This is a genomic window from Massilia aurea (assembly GCF_040790145.1).
Classification (GTDB): Bacteria; Pseudomonadota; Gammaproteobacteria; order Burkholderiales; family Burkholderiaceae_D; genus Telluria; species Telluria aurea_C.
In genome coordinates this window covers 76,805-92,850 of sequence record NZ_JBFMMP010000006.1, presented here as the reverse complement: position 1 = coordinate 92,850, position 16,046 = coordinate 76,805, and the positions used below count along the sequence as shown (strand labels likewise).

The following is a 16,046-nucleotide window of genomic DNA, read 5'->3' as shown; positions in this document are numbered from 1 at the left end:
TGCGTCGCTTATGGGCAACGTCCAGCACCCCGCAGTACTGATAGTAGGAACCGTCTCGACAAAACGTGTCTAATTGAACAAGGTTTTTCGGGGTAGGAAACCTCTTAATGTGTGAGGAATCGAAATGGTCAGAATTGTAATAGCCGATGATCACACGATCATGCGCGAAGGCCTCAAACGTATCCTTGACGGCGCTGAAGAGGTTGACATTGTCGGCGAAGCAACCAATGGCTTCGAGGTGCTTGCCCTGGTGCGCCAGGGCGGCTTCGACCTGTTGCTGCTCGACCTGTCCATGCCCGGGCGCAGCGGTGTCGACCTGATCCGCCAGGTGCGCAGTGAAGCGCCCAAACTCGCCATTCTCATTCTGACGATGCACGAAGAAGAACAGTACGCGGTGCGCGCAATCCGGGCTGGCGCCCAGGGCTATCTCACCAAGGAAAGCGCCGGCACGCAGCTTGTTGGCGCCATCCGCAAGGTCGCCTCGGGCCGCCCCTATATCAGTACCGAGGTCGCAGAGCAATTGGCCCTGAATATTATGGCCCCTAGTGAGCAAATGCTTCACAAGCAGTTATCCGACCGGGAATTTGAGGTATTTTCCCATCTGGTGAGTGGGAAAACGATCACCGAGATCGCCAACGGACTGCATCTTTCGGTGAAGACCGTCAGCACCCACAAGACCCGCATCATGCAGAAAATGGGGATGAGTTCGCTCTCGGAAATGGTGCAATACGCCGTGGCGCATCGCTTGCTCTCCCCAATGAAAGCGTAGACAAGGATTATTTTTTGACCACATAATGTCGTATCCGTGCACTGTCTCGCAACAAAGCACAGATGAACTCGTTTGTTCAAGAACAATGTTCTGACCTTCCTGTTTCCCCCCTCCGCCATTCGGGCAACACCCCTTGCCAGTAGGAATTTTCCTACAACCCCACCATCTGTCCTACCTACATATTCAGGCAACGCTGATAGTCGTGCCGGGCTCGTGTTGGCATACTGAATTCACCGATTTGACTTGCTCGCGATCCAAGTCACGGCGTCAGCCGCTACCAATCAATGGCACGGCAGATGCGCGACACCATCCGCAGTGCCGCCGGGGTCGCCCGAAACCCTGAGTTCCTTACCGGAGAAGAGCATGCAGTCTCAGCCACCGTCAGAACCACGCAACGCCAACCAGCCGACCCTGCATTCCCCGATGGAGGCCGGTCGCCAGCGCCAGGGACGACTTTGGTCCAACCTCAAGGAAGTCTGCGACCTGCTGCGCATCCCCGCCAGTGTCTCGGTAAGCTCCGAAGAATTGTTGTTCCAGCACGTCCAGTTCAAGACCGGCCAGCGCGTCCACACGATCGGCCAGGCCTTCGACACCCTGTACATCGTCAACTCGGGCTTCCTCAAGACCGTGCTGATCGACGAGTTCGGCAACGAGCAGGTGCTCAGCTTCCCGATGAAGGGCGACATGCTCGGCGTCGACGGCATCCACACGCGCCACTATGCATCCGAGGCCGTGGCCCTGTCCGACTGCGACCTGATCCTGCTGCCGTTCAAGAAGCTGACGGCGCTGGGCCGCGTGCACAACGAACTCGAGAACATGATGTACGGCGTCATGAGCCGCGAACTGGTGCGTGAACAAACCATGATCGGCATGCTCGGCGCGCTCTCGGCCGAGGCCCGCGTGGCGCGTTTCCTCGTCTCGCTGGCCGACCGATTCGCCGCGATGGGCTACTCGAGCAAGCTGTTCAACCTGCGCATGACCCGCCACGAGATCGGCAGCTACCTCGGCCTTACGCTGGAAACCGTCAGCCGCACGCTGTCGGCCTTCAACGAAATCGGCATGATCACCGTCGACCAGCGCACCATCGGCATCAAGGACGCCGAGTCGCTCAAGACGCTGCGCCGCCTGCCGCCATCGCGTTCGCGCATCAAGGCGAGCGCCAAGCAAAAGGCCGAGCTCGATCAACCGGGCGACGACCAGGTGCTGGCCACGGCCTGAAACCGCTGTGCTCCACGACCAACGCCCGCCCTCACAGGCGGGCGTTTTCTTTGGTGCTGCCGCAGCTATTCTTGCTTGTCGAGCGACAGCACGCCATCGTTGACGCGCACGCGGTCGCCCGTCCGGTAGCCGGGATTATTGGCGAACTCCAGCACCTGGGTGGTGTCTGTTGTATTCAGGCGCACCGTCACGCGGTAATACTGGCGTGCTGCGGCGTCGCTCGCCAATGGCCGCGGATTGGGCAAGGCGCCCTGCACCGTTTCCACTTTCTCGATGATGCCGCAGCTGGTGCAATAGCGCGCCACGCGCGGCCGCTCGGTTGCGCGCGGGGCCGGTGGTGGCGATGCGCCGGGCGCGGCGGCGGCGATGCGGGGGTCTTTCGTCGTCAACTGGCGCGTGGTTTCCACGGGCTGCGCCACGTCGCTGCGCACGAGCGGTTCGCGCAGCACGCTCGTGGCGACCTCGTTACCCAGGCGCAGTTCGGCGCTGACGCGGCTATCGGGTTTCAAGCGATCACGGTTGCCGATCACGTAATGGCCCGTGTACTGGCCCGGTTCCACTTCGGTCAGGTGCAGCGCGCGGTTCGCACCATCGAGATTGAGCGTGGCGTTGCCACCCGGCGTGCCGTACAGGTCGAACTGCAGTCGCACGCCCTGGTCGAGCCGCGCCACTTCTTCGACCGTGAATCCATTGATGACGGGCGTGGCGGTGCGGGACTGTGGTGCGGTCTGGGGCGCGGGCTGCGCCTGGGCCATCCCGCTGGCGGTCGACAACACCGCGGCTGGCGCCATGGCGGCGATGGTGCAGATCATGAGGCGTAGTTTCATTGGTACTCTCCTGGCATTGGCTGCGTCAGGCTCGACCTTACGCCTGCGGCAACTTCGGGTCGGTACGCTGACGTACCGAGCTACTAGTGTCCTGAATCGGAAATTCGTTGAGTAATCAATGTGGCGAAGTCGGCCTGAGACAAGGAGCAAAGCACAGCAAGGCCGGGGCCTTGCGCGCATTTGCGACGCAGTATCAGGCAGACGCTCGCCGTATTGATTCAACGAATCTCTGATTCGGGACACTACAACACGCCGTGCACCATATCGCCCGACGTCACATAGATATGGTCGCCCGGCCCGGGCTTGACCGGATGGCCACCCGTGAACGAGCCGAACGACGGCAGGATCAGGCCTTGCGTGCCCACGACAAAGCAAGGCAGGCGCAGCGCGTCGAAGCGCGTGGCCAGCACGTACACCGGATGCACGTGGCCGGCCAGGCCGTAGCCAGGTGCATCGACGCCCGGATGGTGGCAAAACGCGAACGGCCCGATCGCATGCGGCTCGTCGACCAGTTCCATCTCCAGCGCCGCAGCCGGGTCGCCGGCATGCAGGTCGTGGTTGCCGCGCACGAGCGTCAAGGCCAGGTCGGGATGGCGCCTGCGCCAGGCCAGCATCGCCAGCTGGGTCGAGCTGGCATGGGCCGCGCGCGCATGCAGAAAGTCGCCGAGAAAGACGACCTGGCGTGCGTCGTGCTGTGCCACCAGCGCATCCAGGCCCGCAAGGTTTTCCGACGTGGTCCCGCGCGGCACCGGCACGCCCAGCGCGCGAAACGCCGCCGCCTTGCCGAAGTGGATATCGGCGACGATCAGCATGCGCTCGGCCGGCCAGAACACGGCCTTCTCGGGCAGCAGCCACAGCGTCTCGCCGGCCACTTGGACCGTTGCGCGCGTCATGCCGCCGCCTTCTCGAGTTCACGCACCATGCGCGCGACGCGATCGCTCAGCTTCTCGGTGCTGACCTTTTCGCGAAAGCGCTCGACCATCAGCGCGAAGCCGAACGGCGTGGCGCGCTTGACCTCGCGATAGGCCACGTGGCGCGCATGCAATTCAGTCAGCGTGTCGCGCAAGCGCGTCAGTTCCAGCTCCTGCTCCATCACTTCGCGCTCGGCTTGCGTGAGCAGCAGGTTGCCGGCGTCATGCTTGCGAAACACCTCGAAGAACAGCGAAGACGAGGCCTGCAACTGCCGGTTCGATTTCGGCTGGCCCGGATAACCCTGGAACACCAGCCCCGCGATGCGCGCCACTTCGCGGAAGCGCTGCTGCGACAACTGCGTCGCGTTCAGGCTGTCGATGACGTCTTCCAGCAGCCGCTCGGTATCGAATAGCGACACGCCAGAACCCATGGGCGCGGCAAACATCTGCGCCCAGTCCACCGGCTCGGGCGCCATCAGTTCGAAGCCGTAGTCATTGATCGCGATGGAAAACGTGATCGGCTGGAGGCGGCCGACACGAAACGCCATCAGCGAGGCCAGCCCCATGTGCACCGAGCGCCCCGCGAACGGGTACACGAACAGGTGATAGCCTTCGCGGCTCTTCATCGATTCGAGCACCAGCGTTTCACTTGTCGGCAGCGCCGACCAGCGCTGCTGGATCTCGATCAGCGGTGCAATGGCGCGCATCTCCGGACCATCGAACACGCCCTGATCGGCCAGCCGCAGCTCTTCGAGCGCGGCGTGCGCCAGCTCGTTCGACATCGGCATCTTGGCGCCCTGCCAGCGCGCGATGGCGCCGCGCGTGCCGGTGGCGCGCCGCACGAACGCAGTGAGTTCATGCACGCGCACGAATTCGAGGATGCGCCCGCCGAACAGGAAACGGTCGCCCGGTTTCAGGCGCGAGATGAAGGATTCTTCCACGCTGCCGATGCGGCCACCGGACATGTACTTCACCTGGATCGTCGCATCCGACATGATGGTGCCGATGCCCATGCGATGCCGGCGGCCGATGGCGGCGTCCGGTACGCGATACACGCCCTCGTCGTCCGGCAGCACGCGCCGGTATTCGGGATACACGGTCAGGCTCTGGCCGCCGCGCGCGACAAAGTCGAGTGCCCACTGCCATTCGTCAGGCGTCAGGTGCCGATACGACCAGGCCTGGCGCACTTCTTCATACAGTTCTTCGGCGCGAAAGCCGCCGCCCAGCGCCACCGTCACGATGTGCTGGACCAGCACATCGAACGGCTTGTTCGGCACGTAGCGCCCTTCGATGCGGCGCGCCGCCACCGCCTTGCGCGCGCCGGCCGCTTCCAGCAATTCGAGGCTGTTGGTCGGCACCAGCGTCACGCGCGAGACGCGTCCCGGCGCATGGCCGCTGCGACCGGCGCGCTGCAGCAGGCGCGCCACGCCCTTGGCGCTGCCGATCTGCAGCACGCGCTCGACCGGCAGAAAATCCACGCCCAGGTCGAGACTCGCCGTGCAGATGACGGCTTTCAGGATGCCGCTCTTCAGGCCGAGTTCCACCCACTCGCGCACTTCGCGATCAAGCGAGCCGTGATGCAGTGCGATCACGCCAGCCCAGTCCGGGCGGGCCTCGAGGATGTTCTGGTACCAGATCTCGGACTGCGAACGCGTATTGGTAAACACCAGCGTCGCCTCGTGCTTCTCGATCTCGTCGATCACCGGCTGCAGCATCTGCAAGCCAAGATGCCCGCCCCACGGAAAGCGCGAGACATTGGCGGGGATCAGGCAGTCGACGACGATCTTCTTGCGCGTGTCGCCTTCGACCAGCACGCCCGCGTCCGAACCAAGCAGCACCTGGCGTGCCAGATCGAGGTTGCCCATCGTCGCCGACACGCCCCACACGAGTAACTCCGGGCGCCAGCGCCGCAGCCGCGCCAGCGCCAGTTGCACCTGCACGCCGCGCTTGCTGCCCATCAGTTCATGCCATTCGTCGACGATGATCATGTCGAGGTTGCGAAACTGCTCGAGCGCCGCCGCATTGCTGATCATGAGCGTCAGGCTCTCGGGCGTCGTCACCAGCGTGGCCGGCATGCTGCGCGTCTGGCGTGCACGCTCGCTCGCTTTCGTGTCGCCCGTGCGCGCGCCAATGCGCCACTCGGGCATCAACTCGGCTGCCGATTCTTCCAGCGCGCGCTGCGTGTCGGCGGCCAATGCGCGCATGGGCGTGATCCACAGGACACGCAGGCCCGCCTTGTTGCGTCCGGATGCGAGCCCCGCGCGTTGCAGCGCCGCGAACCAGACGGCGAATGTCTTGCCGGCGCCGGTATTGGCATGCAGCAGACCCGATTCGCCCTTGAGCGCCGCCTTCCACACATTGCGCTGGAACGGGAACACCGTCCACCCACGCCCGGCGAACCATGCGTCGACCCTGTCCTTGACTTCGTTGCGACTCATGCCGTTGCCGCCTCCAGCAAACCCTTCAGGGTGTCGAGCGTGTCGGCTTCATCGACCGGTTTGTCGCTGCGCCGCCGCAGGATGCGCGGAAAGCGCACCGCGATGCCGGCCTTGTGGCGCGGCGAGAGCGCGATGCCCTCGAAGCCGATCTCGAACACCATCGTCGGCTTCACCGAACGCACCGGCCCGAATTTTTCAATGGTCGTGCGCCGGATGACATTGTCGACCTGCGCGATCTCGGCATCGGTCAGGCCCGAATACGCTTTCGCGAACGGCACGAGCTTGCGCTCGTCCCCCGCCCCGTCCCACACGGCGAACGTGTAGTCGGTGTACAGCGACGCGCGCCGGCCGCTGCCCGGCTGCGCGTACAGCAGCACGGCGTCGATGGCGTACGGATCGATTTTCCACTTCCACCAGGTGCCGACATCCTTCGTGCGCCCGACGCCATACTGCGCCGTGCGCGCCTTGAGCATCATGCCCTCGACGCTGCGTGCACGCGAGCCGGCGCGCAGCTCGGCCAGCGCTTCCCAACTGGCCGCTTCGACCACTGGCGAGAGGCGCAACTGGCGCTGGTCGAGTTTCGCCACTTCGACCTCGAGCAGCGCGCGGCGCTCGTGCTGCGGCAAGGCGCGCAGGTCGACGCCATCGAGTTCGAGCAGGTCGTAGCAGCACAGCACCGCCGGCAATTCGGCCAGCAGCTTGCTTGATATGGTCTTGCGGCCGATGCGCTTTTGCAGGTCGGCGAAGGCCGACGGCACTGGCGAATCGGGCTGCCAGATCAGCACTTCGCCGTCGAGCACCATCCCGTCCGGCAAGCGCGCGGCGGCGAGTTCGGGAAAGCGCTCGGTGATCAGGTCTTCACCGCGCGACCACAGAAAACTCTGGCCATCGCGCCGCACCAGTTGGGCGCGGATGCCATCGTACTTCCACTCGACGATCCAGTCGGCCGGCTCGCCCAGCGTCGCCGGTTCTGCCGCCAGTTGATGCGACAGGAAAAACGGATACGGCTGCCCGCCGCGCAGCTTGTGTTCTTCGGCGGACTGCTCGGCGATCAGTTGCAGGAAGCCCGCCGCGGTAGGCTTCACGCGCCCGTCGGTCCAGCCCATCAGGCGCTGTGCAATGAGCTTGTTGTCCACCGCCGCAATCGCCGCGAGTGCGCGCGTAACGAGCAGGCGCGAGACGCCGACGCGAAAGCCGCCGCCAATCAGTTTGACGAGCAGGAAGCGCTCGCGCCAATCGAGTTCGTTCCAGTAGCCGAACAGCGCCTCACGGATGCGGCCCGGATCGGCGCCGCGCAACGGCCCGATGCGCTCTTCCATCCATTCGGCCAGGCCGACGTCGGACCGTTCGGTGGGCGGTGGCAGAATGTGCGCGATGGTCTCGGCAAAGTCGCCCACCGCGGCGTACGACTCGTCGAACAGCCACTCGTCGAGCGCCGCGTACTCGATGGCGAACTGGCGCAGCATTTTGGTCGGCACCGCCTGGCGCGGCTTGCCGCCGGCGAGAAAATACACGGCCCACGCCGCATTCTCGGGCGCGGCGCTGGCGAAGTACGCCATCAAGGCATCGAGCTTGCGGGTGGTCGACGTGGTCTCGTCGAGGTCGGCGTACAGGCGGGCAAATTCACGCATCGGCCGCTCCCGCCGTGGTCTCGGCGGCGGCCGACTCCTTGGCCGCAGCAGCGGGCGCAGCATCAGGCGCCGCATCAGGCACCACCTCGCCCTCTTCCTCGGCGCCGTATTCCGTCTCGAAGCCCGACGCATCGAGCCCGTTCTGGTTCAGCCAGCGCACGAGCGTGGGAATCGAGCCGTGCGTGACGATCACGCGCTCGGCCTCGGTGGCCTTGATGGCGCTCATCAGCCCGGGCCAGTCGGCGTGATCGGACAGCACGAAGCCGCGATCCACGCCGCGCCGGCGCCGGGCGCCGCGCAGCAGCATCCAGCCGCTGGCGAAAGAATCGCTGTAGTCGCCGAAGCGCTTCATCCAGGTCGAGCCGCTGGCAGATGGCGGCGCGATCACCATCGCGCGGCGCAGCAGCGCCTTGTCGATCTCGCTCACCAGCACGGTCGGCGGAATATCGACGCCCTCGGCGCGATACGCGCGATTGAGCGGTTCGACCGAACCGTGGCAGACGATCGTGCCGATGCTCGCATCGAGCCCGGCCAGGATGCGCTGCGCCTTGCCGAACGAGTACGCGAAGACCACGCTTGCCCGGCCCTCGTCGGCATTCTTGCGCCACCAGGCGTTGATCTCGGCCATCAGCTCGGCCTCGGGCTGCCAGCGGTAGATCGGCAGGCCGAACGTGGATTCGGTGATGAAGGTGTCGCACCGTACCGGCTCGAACGGCGCGCAAGTTTTATCCGGTTCGACCTTGTAGTCGCCCGATGCCACCCAGACTTCGCCACCGCATTCCATCCGCACCTGGGCCGAGCCAAGCACATGCCCGGCCGGATGCAGCGAGATTTTCACGTCGTTGTGCGTGACGCTCGCGCCGTACTCCAGGGCGTCGACATTGATGTCGCCCAGGCGCGATTTCAGCACGCCTATACCGGGCGCCGCGGCCAGGTAGTGGCCGTGGCCCACGCGCGCATGGTCGCCGTGCGCGTGCGTGATCACGGCGCGCGGCACAGGACGCCAGGGATCGATATAGAAATCACCCGGCACGCAATACAGGCCTTCCTTGCGAACGACAACCATGTCTCCCATATCCAAGGCCCTTACACCGGCTCGAGGAAGTCGACCATGAAGGTCCGGCTTTCTCCATCGGCAAAATCGAGTGTGACCTGGTCGCCGGCGACGGCGGTGACCACGCCCTCGCCATACTTGGCCGAAGCGGCGCGCGCTCCGACCGCAAACTTCGGCGCCGGTGCTTCGATGGCCGGCTCATGGTCGAACTCGTCGTCGCGAATCTCGATGCCCTCGGTGAGCAACAGCGCGGGAGGATTGAGGCAGTTGTCGCACTTGCAGCAGTTTTCGAAACCGGCCACCTTGTCGTCGAAGTAATCGAGGATGAGCTTCCAGCGGCAAAGGCCACTGACCGCATAACCCACCATCTGTTCGAGCGCCTGCTTGTCGTGCTCCTGCTTCTGGATGTACACGGCGGCGAGCTTGTCGAAAATGCCGGCCCTGGGCTGGGCGCTGCTGGCAATGAATTCGAGCTTGCGGTTCTGGCGCACGAGCTTCGCATCCTTGAGCAGCTTGATGCACACCTTGATGCTCGACTCGGCCAGGTCTTCAAGCGCTTCTTCCAGCCGCGCCGATGTCACCGGGCCAGCGTCGCCCAGGCCGCGCACCGCGCCGTGCACCAGTTGCAGCTCTTGCGCGCACGGGTAATGCTTCATCAGGAAGAACTGCTGCAGGCGCTTGTCGTCCTGCAGGTACAGCAGCGTGCAGGTGGCGTCCAGGCCATCGCGCCCGGCGCGGCCCGATTCCTGGTAATACGATTCGAGGTTGGGCGGAATCTGCAGGTGGATCACGAAGCGGGTATCGCACTTGTCGATGCCCATGCCGAACGCATTCGTCGCGACCATCACGCGGCGCTCGCCGTCCATGAACAAATCCTGGTTCAGTTTGCGCTCGGCCGCCGGCAGCTTGCCATGATAGATGGTGACCGATTCGCCGGCTTCTTCCAGCACGGCCAGCATCTCTTCGGCTGCTTTCACGGTGGCGGCGTACACGATGCCGACGCCTTCAGAGGCCTGCACCAGCCGCAGCGCCGCCTGGTATTTTTCGGCCACGTTCGTGACCTGTTGCACCGCGTAGTGCAGGTTCGGGCGGTACACGCCGGTATTGATCACATTGAGCTTGCGGTCCAGCTGCTTGCTGATGTCGGCAACGACTTCTTCGGTGGCGGTGGCGGTGAGCGCCAGCACCGGCGGGCGGCCGATGGCCTCGATCGCGGCGCCCAGGCCGATATACGCCGGGCGGAAATCGTGGCCCCATTGCGAGATGCAATGCGCCTCGTCGATCACGACGATGTCGAGCGTGACCTTTTGCAGCACGGCGATGAATTCGGGCGAGACCATGCGTTCCGGCGTGCAGAACACGATCTCGCAGGTCTCCTGTTCGATGGCGGCGATGGCCGCATGCTCTTCTTCAGCGTTCAGGCTGCTGTTGACCTGGACCGAGCGGATGCCGAGTTCTTCGAGCTTTTCCAGCTGGTCTTTCATCAGCGAGATCAACGGCGAAATGACAACCGTGATCCCCTCCAGCATCTTGGCCGGGATCTGATAGCACAGCGATTTACCGCCACCGGTTGGCATGATCGCCAGCGTGTCCTTGCCGTCGAGGACACTGTCGATCACGCGTTGCTGGCCGTCGCGCAACTTGGCGATGCCGAACACGGCGTCGAGAAGGCGTTGGATGGTGTTGCGGCGCACGGCCAGCAGGCCGCGATGCATCAGGGTGGGGTCGTGTCGTGTCATGGTGATATCGACTGTAGGTTGCCGCACCCGACTCGACTATAGGACGCCACCTACTGCGGGCGTAGGAGCGTCACCTCCGGACGATCATGTTGAAAACTTTCAGATTCGTGTCAATTGTGCGACACATTTTTCTCACAAGGTTTAGTCCTACAATGCGACGGAGTATTTACCGATGCGCACGGTGCAAACGGCGACATACCATGTGATCCACACTCACATCACTGTCACCACCCAGGAGATTTTCCATGCGCCGCCACCCAATGACCTGGACTGCCGTCCATCTGGCCCTCGCCAGCGCTGCCACATGGTTCTTGCTGGAATCCGGCGCCCTCGCTTCGACCGTGCTGTTCTCGCTTCACTAAGTTTTCTTGCTTCACTAAATTTAGCTTCACCAAGTAAAAAACGCCATCTTCCACTGGGAAGACGGCGTTCATTATCACTGTGAGCAGGCCTTTCGGCCCGCTCCAATTCATCAAGCAGCTTTCTGCTCTTCTTCTTCCACCGGCTGGCGGATCAGGTAATCGAAGGCTGCCAGCGATGCTTTCGCACCCTCGCCCACCGCAATCACGATCTGCTTGAACGGCACCGTCGTCACGTCGCCGGCGGCAAACACGCCCGGCATCGAGGTCTGGCCACGGGCATCGACTTCGATTTCGCCGTGCGCCGACAGGTCGATCGAACCCTTCAGGAACTCGGCATTCGGCACCAGGCCAATCTGCACGAACACGCCTTCCAGGTCGATGCGGTGGATCGCACCAGTATTGCGATCCTTGTAGCTCAGGCCGTTGACGATCTTGCCGTCGCCGTGGATCTCGGTGGTCTGCGCCGACTTGATCACCTTCACGTTCGGCAGCGAGGTCAGCTTGCGCTGCAGCACCGCATCGGCCCGCAGTTCATTGCCGAACTCGATCAGCGTGACTTCCTTGACCAGGCCGGCCAAGTCGATCGCCGCTTCCACGCCCGAGTTACCGCCGCCAATCACCGACACGCGCTTGCCCTTGAACAGCGGACCGTCGCAGTGCGGGCAGTACGCCACGCCGTGGTTCTTGTACTCTTTCTCGCCCGGCACATTGATCTCGCGCCAGCGGGCGCCGGTGGCGATGATCACCGACTTCGATTTCAAGACCGCGCCGCTCTCGGTGTGCACTTCGATCAACTGCCCGCGCACGATCTTGCTGGCGCGCTGGGTATTCATGATGTCGACCTCGTAATCCTTGACGTGCTCTTCCAGTGCGACGGCGAACTTCGGTCCATCGGTTGCTTTCAACGACACGAAGTTCTCGATCGCCAGCGTATCGAGCACCTGGCCGCCGAAACGGTCGGCCAGCACGCCGGTACGAATGCCTTTGCGGGCGGCGTAGATTGCCGCAGCCGCGCCGGCAGGACCGCCGCCGACGATCAAGACGTCGAAGGCTTCTTTCTCGCTCAATGCAGCGGCTTTCTTCGCGCCGCCGTTCACGTCGATTTTCGACAGGATTTCTTCGACGCTGGTGCGGCCCTGGCCGAAATGCTCGCCATTCAGGAACATCATCGGCACGGCCAGGATCTGCTTGCTTTCGACTTCTTGCTTGAATACACCGCCATCGATCGTCACAACCTTGATGCGCGGGTTAATCACCGACATCGTGTTCAGTGCCTGCACGACTTCCGGGCAGTTATGGCACGACAGCGAGATGTAGGTTTCAAAAACGTAATCACCATCCAGGGCGGCGATCTGGTCGATGACCGCCTGCTCCAGCTTGATGGTGTGGCCGCCCACGTGCAGCAGTGCCAGCACGAGGGAGGTAAATTCGTGGCCCAGCGGGATGCCGGCGAAACGCACGCCGATATCGGTACCGACGCGATTGATGGCGAACGACGGGGTGCGCTCATTGGCTTCCTGGCGCACGGTGATCTTGTCGCTCAGCTCTGCGATTTCGCGCAGCAGCTCGTCCATTTCACGCGCTTTCGGCGAATCGTCCAAGGATGCAACCAGCTCGATCGGCTGCACCACTTTTTCCAGATAGGCTTGCAACTGTTTCTTGAGGGTCGCGTCAAGCATGATGTTTTCCTTAAACTCTCGAATAGATAAAATTGGTACGTCCAGAATTGCACCGGGCCGCCGCAGCGGCCCGGTCAGGGGGCTACTTAATTACGGAACAACTCAGATCTTGCCGACCAGGTCCAGCGACGGGGTCAGGGTTTCAGCGCCTTCGGTCCACTTGGCCGGGCAGACTTCGCCTGGGTGGGCAGCGACGTACTGGGCAGCCTTGACTTTGCGCATCAGTTCCGATGCATCGCGGCCGATGCCGTTGTCGTGCACTTCCATGACCTTGATCTGGCCTTCTGGATTGATGACGAAGGTACCGCGCAGCGCCATGCCTTCTTCTTCGATCATGACTTCGAAATTGCGCGACAGGGTGCCGGTCGGGTCGCCGATCAGCGGGTAGTTCACTTTCTTGATCGCGTCCGAGGTGTCGTGCCATGCCTTGTGGGCAAAGTGGCTGTCGGTCGACACGCCGTAGACGTTCACGCCCAGCTTTTCGAATTCAGGCTGGAACGAGGCCAGATCTTCCAGTTCGGTTGGGCAGACGAAGGTGAAGTCGGCCGGGTAGAACATCACCACCGACCAGGTGCCCTTGAAGTTTTCTTCGGTCAGGTCGATGAATTTGCCATTGGCGTATGCGGTGGCTTTGAACGGCTTGATCTGGGTATTGATAAGGGACATGTAAGCTCCTGTTTTGTGGTTGATGAAACGTATGACAAGCAGTGTACCGCTCAGCTCGCCTTTTGGGAAATTGATTGATTGGATACTGTTGATTGATTTTGACTATCGCGCGGCCAGCACGCTGCCAACGGCGCCTGCCACTATGCCGTCAAACGCAGACAGGCACGGCGCTGCATGGTAGCACCAGACTGAAGGTCGAGCCTTCCCCGGCGCTGCTGGTCACGCGCAACTCACCGCTGTGCGACATGGCCAGCTGGCGCGAGATATACAGGCCCAGCCCCAAGCCCTTCGGCTCGCCATTGCGGGCGCCCCGCTCGTAGGGCTCGAAAATGCGCTCCAGGTCGGCCGGCGCGATACCCTTGCCGCCGTCGCGCACATTGATCTGCACGCACTCGCCAATCTGCTCGACGCTCACCTCGACCGGCTGGCCGCCGCCATAACGCAGCGCATTGGTGAGCAGATTCACGATCACCTGCTCGACGCGGAATTCGTCCCAGCAACCGCTGACCGGATCGTGCGGCCGCAAGGTCAGCGAACTGCCCGTGGTCGCCGCCTGCAGCGACAGGTCGCTGACGACCCGCTCCAGCAAGCTCATCAGTTCTACGTTGGTCGGCCGGATCGACAGCTTGCCGCTACGCATGCGCGAGACGTCGAGCATGTCGTCGATCAGGCGGATCATTGACTTGATCTGGCGCTCGTCGCGCTGGACCATCGCTTCCATCTGCTGCGGCCCGAACGCGGCCGCGTTGCCGCGCTTGACCTGCAGGCTGCGCATCTGGGTTTCCAGGAACAGCGTGTTCAGGGGCGTGCGCAGCTCGTGCGCGACGAGCGACATGAATTCGTCGCGCATCTTGAGCGAGCGCTGCAGCTCCTGCTGGGTCTGGTTCAGCTCGCGCAGCAATGTTTCTTGCTCTTGCCGGCTGCGCTCGAGCGCCAGCATCTGGCGCCGCGTCTCGCGGCGCTGCTGGTCGAGCGCCACGAACACGGCGACCTTGCTGCGCACGGCGCCCGGATCGATCGGCTTGTACAGGAAATCGACCGCGCCGTTTTCATACCCCTTGAAGGCGTAATCGAGCTCGCGCCCGGCAGCCGAGACGAACACGATCGGAATGTGGCGCGTGCGCGAGGTCGAACGCATCACCTCGGCGAGCTCAAAACCGTTCATGCCCGGCATCTGCACGTCGAGAATGGCCAGTGCGAATTCGTGCTCGAGCAGCAGGGCCAGCGCGGCGTCGCCCGAGCTGGCCTGGTGGATGATGCGCTGATCGTGACGCAGCAACGCCTCGAGTGCCTGCAGGTTTTCGGGCAAGTCGTCGACGATCAGGATTTTGCTTAATTCTTGGGCGCTCATGGGGTCTCCAACAGGGGCAGCGCGGCGCGAATATCGGCCAGCGGCAACACCAAATGCGGGGCGCAGCGCCGGATGGCTTCTCTCGGCATCGTACTGGCGTGCGCTTCTTCAGGATCCTGGACAATGGTCAGTCCGCCGTGTTCGCGGATGCTGCATATGCCTTCGGCGCCATCAAAGTTGGCGCCGGTCAAAAGTATACCGGCCATTGCCGGGCCGTACACGCTGGCGGCCGATTCCATCAGGATGTCAATCGACGGTCGGGCAAACTGGACAGGCGCTTCGCAGCTGAGCGAAAAGCTGCGATCCTGTTCCACCGACAGATGGTAACCCGAGCCGGCAAAGTAGACGATACCCGGCTCGATCGGCTCCTTGTCGCGCGCTTCGCGTACCGGCAGCATCACGCGCGCATCGAACAATTCGGCCAGCCGGCTTTCGCGGTCGCCCGGCACGTGCAGGATGCACACGACAGCGGGGGTATAACCGGGCTGCAGCGCCGGTAGCAAGCCCAGCAGCGCATCGACACCGCCGGCCGAGCCGCCGATCAGCACCATCTCGATCCGGCGTGTGCCCAGCGCCGCCGCTACTTGCTGGTTCAAGCTCATGGCGCGGCCTTGCGAAACACCCGTTCCCGCCGCGCCAGCGGCTCGAAGCGCTCGGCGTAACTGGAAAAGTCGATGCTTTCCTTGCTGCCCAGGCCGAGGAAACCCCGGTGGCACAGCGATTCGTGGAACAGCCCGAACACGCGGTCTTGCAGCGTACGGTTAAAGTAGATCAGCACATTGCGGCAACTGACGAAGTGCGTCTCGGAGAACACGGTGTCGGTGGCCAGGCTGTGGTCGGCAAAGGTCACGTTCTCGATCAGGCTGCGCTCGAACAGCGCGCCGCCGTAGGCCGCCGTGTAATAGTCGGAGAACGCGGCCTTGCCGCCGGACTTCTGGTAATTCTCGGTGTACAGGCGCATGCGGTCGATCGGATACACGCCACGCCGCGCCGTCTCGAGCGATTTCGGATTGATGTCGGTGGCGTAGATGATGCTGCGCTCGAGCAGCCCTTCTTCTTTCAGCAGGATCGCCAGCGAATAGACTTCTTCGCCGGTGCTGCAGCCGGCCACCCAGATCTTCAGCGACGGATAGGTCTTGAGGAACGGCGCCACCTGCTCGCGCACGACCTGGAAGTATTCCGGGTCGCGGAACATCTCGGTGACGGGAATCGTCAGGTATTGCAGCAGCTGGGCAAAGCCGTTCGGTTCGTGCAGCACGCGCGACTGCAATTCGGAGACCGTGTTGCACGCCATCTCGCGCATGGCCACCAGCACGCGGCGCTTTTGCGACGCGCCCGTGTAGTCGCGGAAGTCGTAGTTATATTTCAGGTACACGGCTTCGACGAGCATCCGCAGCTCGA

General features: G+C 63.2%; 13 protein-coding genes. 2 read left to right on the top strand and 11 right to left on the bottom strand.

Annotated elements, in window-relative coordinates:
• The first annotated feature begins 124 nt into the window (after positions 1-124).
• Complete coding sequence (locus tag AB2N08_RS11260; protein ID WP_367610736.1) at positions 125-769, top strand: response regulator; 645 nt, start codon at positions 125-127, stop codon at positions 767-769.
• A gap of 423 nt (positions 770-1,192) precedes the next feature.
• Positions 1,193-1,987 (top strand): Crp/Fnr family transcriptional regulator, encoded by a 795-nt coding sequence (locus AB2N08_RS11255; RefSeq protein WP_367610906.1) that lies wholly within the window; start codon positions 1,193-1,195, stop codon positions 1,985-1,987.
• Positions 1,988-2,052: 65 nt separating this feature from the next.
• Here the strand turns inward: AB2N08_RS11255 and AB2N08_RS11250 are convergent, their stop codons facing one another.
• The 11 genes from AB2N08_RS11250 to AB2N08_RS11200 form a co-directional block, all read right to left on the bottom strand.
• The gene (locus tag AB2N08_RS11250; protein WP_367610735.1) at positions 2,053-2,814 is read right to left on the bottom strand and encodes a hypothetical protein; all 762 of its coding nucleotides are present in this window, start codon (positions 2,812-2,814) and stop codon (positions 2,053-2,055) included.
• 242 nt (positions 2,815-3,056) lie between these two features.
• The gene (gene pdeM / locus AB2N08_RS11245) at positions 3,057-3,707 is read right to left on the bottom strand and encodes a ligase-associated DNA damage response endonuclease PdeM (protein ID WP_367610734.1); all 651 of its coding nucleotides are present in this window, start codon (positions 3,705-3,707) and stop codon (positions 3,057-3,059) included.
• Entirely contained in the window at positions 3,704-6,163 is a 2,460-nt protein-coding gene (locus AB2N08_RS11240; protein ID WP_367610733.1) for a ligase-associated DNA damage response DEXH box helicase, read from the bottom strand. The genes pdeM and AB2N08_RS11240 overlap by 4 nt, the downstream gene beginning before the upstream one ends.
• Entirely contained in the window at positions 6,160-7,794 is a 1,635-nt protein-coding gene (locus AB2N08_RS11235) for an ATP-dependent DNA ligase (RefSeq protein WP_367610732.1), read from the bottom strand. The genes AB2N08_RS11240 and AB2N08_RS11235 overlap by 4 nt, the downstream gene beginning before the upstream one ends.
• Positions 7,787-8,869: a ligase-associated DNA damage response exonuclease gene (locus tag AB2N08_RS11230; protein ID WP_367610731.1), complete on the bottom strand. Its 1,083-nt coding sequence runs from the start codon at positions 8,867-8,869 to the stop codon at positions 7,787-7,789. Before AB2N08_RS11230 ends, AB2N08_RS11235 begins: the two co-directional genes overlap by 8 nt.
• An 11-nt stretch (positions 8,870-8,880) precedes the next feature.
• The gene (locus tag AB2N08_RS11225) at positions 8,881-10,587 is read right to left on the bottom strand and encodes a RecQ family ATP-dependent DNA helicase (RefSeq protein ID WP_367610730.1); all 1,707 of its coding nucleotides are present in this window, start codon (positions 10,585-10,587) and stop codon (positions 8,881-8,883) included.
• A 472-nt stretch (positions 10,588-11,059) separates the two neighbouring features.
• Positions 11,060-12,628, bottom strand: coding sequence for an alkyl hydroperoxide reductase subunit F (gene ahpF / locus AB2N08_RS11220; RefSeq protein ID WP_367610729.1), 1,569 nt, complete (start codon positions 12,626-12,628; stop codon positions 11,060-11,062).
• A 102-nt stretch (positions 12,629-12,730) separates the two neighbouring features.
• Positions 12,731-13,294, bottom strand: coding sequence for an alkyl hydroperoxide reductase subunit C (gene ahpC, locus AB2N08_RS11215; RefSeq protein ID WP_258835175.1), 564 nt, complete (start codon positions 13,292-13,294; stop codon positions 12,731-12,733).
• 148 nt (positions 13,295-13,442) lie between these two features.
• Positions 13,443-14,645 carry a hybrid sensor histidine kinase/response regulator gene (locus tag AB2N08_RS11210; protein WP_367610728.1) on the bottom strand — a complete coding sequence of 401 codons (1,203 nt, stop codon included), beginning with the start codon at positions 14,643-14,645 and terminating at the stop codon, positions 13,443-13,445.
• A complete protein-coding gene (locus AB2N08_RS11205) occupies positions 14,642-15,247 on the bottom strand; it encodes a chemotaxis protein CheB (RefSeq protein WP_367610727.1) in 606 nt (201 codons plus the stop codon). The genes AB2N08_RS11210 and AB2N08_RS11205 overlap by 4 nt, the downstream gene beginning before the upstream one ends.
• Positions 15,244-16,035: a CheR family methyltransferase gene (locus tag AB2N08_RS11200; protein WP_367610905.1), complete on the bottom strand. Its 792-nt coding sequence runs from the start codon at positions 16,033-16,035 to the stop codon at positions 15,244-15,246. The genes AB2N08_RS11205 and AB2N08_RS11200 overlap by 4 nt, the downstream gene beginning before the upstream one ends.
• Between the last annotated feature and the right edge of the window lie 11 nt (positions 16,036-16,046).

Excerpts from the sequence above, each read along its gene's own strand:
- ahpC (WP_258835175.1), bottom strand. The coding sequence starts at position 13,294 with ATGTCCCTTATCAATACCCAGATCAAGCCGTTCAAAGCCACCGCATAC.
- AB2N08_RS11210 (WP_367610728.1), bottom strand. The coding sequence starts at position 14,645 with ATGAGCGCCCAAGAATTAAGCAAAATCCTGATCGTCGACGACTTGCCC.
- AB2N08_RS11235 (WP_367610732.1), bottom strand. The coding sequence starts at position 7,794 with ATGCGTGAATTTGCCCGCCTGTACGCCGACCTCGACGAGACCACGTCG.
- pdeM (WP_367610734.1), bottom strand. The coding sequence starts at position 3,707 with ATGACGCGCGCAACGGTCCAAGTGGCCGGCGAGACGCTGTGGCTGCTG.
- AB2N08_RS11240 (WP_367610733.1), bottom strand. The coding sequence starts at position 6,163 with ATGAGTCGCAACGAAGTCAAGGACAGGGTCGACGCATGGTTCGCCGGG.
- AB2N08_RS11205 (WP_367610727.1), bottom strand. The coding sequence starts at position 15,247 with ATGAGCTTGAACCAGCAAGTAGCGGCGGCGCTGGGCACACGCCGGATC.
- ahpF (WP_367610729.1), bottom strand. The coding sequence starts at position 12,628 with ATGCTTGACGCGACCCTCAAGAAACAGTTGCAAGCCTATCTGGAAAAA.
- AB2N08_RS11225 (WP_367610730.1), bottom strand. The coding sequence starts at position 10,587 with ATGACACGACACGACCCCACCCTGATGCATCGCGGCCTGCTGGCCGTG.
- AB2N08_RS11255 (WP_367610906.1), top strand. The coding sequence starts at position 1,193 with ATGGAGGCCGGTCGCCAGCGCCAGGGACGACTTTGGTCCAACCTCAAG.
- AB2N08_RS11260 (WP_367610736.1), top strand. The coding sequence starts at position 125 with ATGGTCAGAATTGTAATAGCCGATGATCACACGATCATGCGCGAAGGC.
- AB2N08_RS11230 (WP_367610731.1), bottom strand. The coding sequence starts at position 8,869 with ATGGGAGACATGGTTGTCGTTCGCAAGGAAGGCCTGTATTGCGTGCCG.
- AB2N08_RS11250 (WP_367610735.1), bottom strand. The coding sequence starts at position 2,814 with ATGAAACTACGCCTCATGATCTGCACCATCGCCGCCATGGCGCCAGCC.
- AB2N08_RS11200 (WP_367610905.1), bottom strand. The coding sequence starts at position 16,035 with ATGCTCGTCGAAGCCGTGTACCTGAAATATAACTACGACTTCCGCGAC.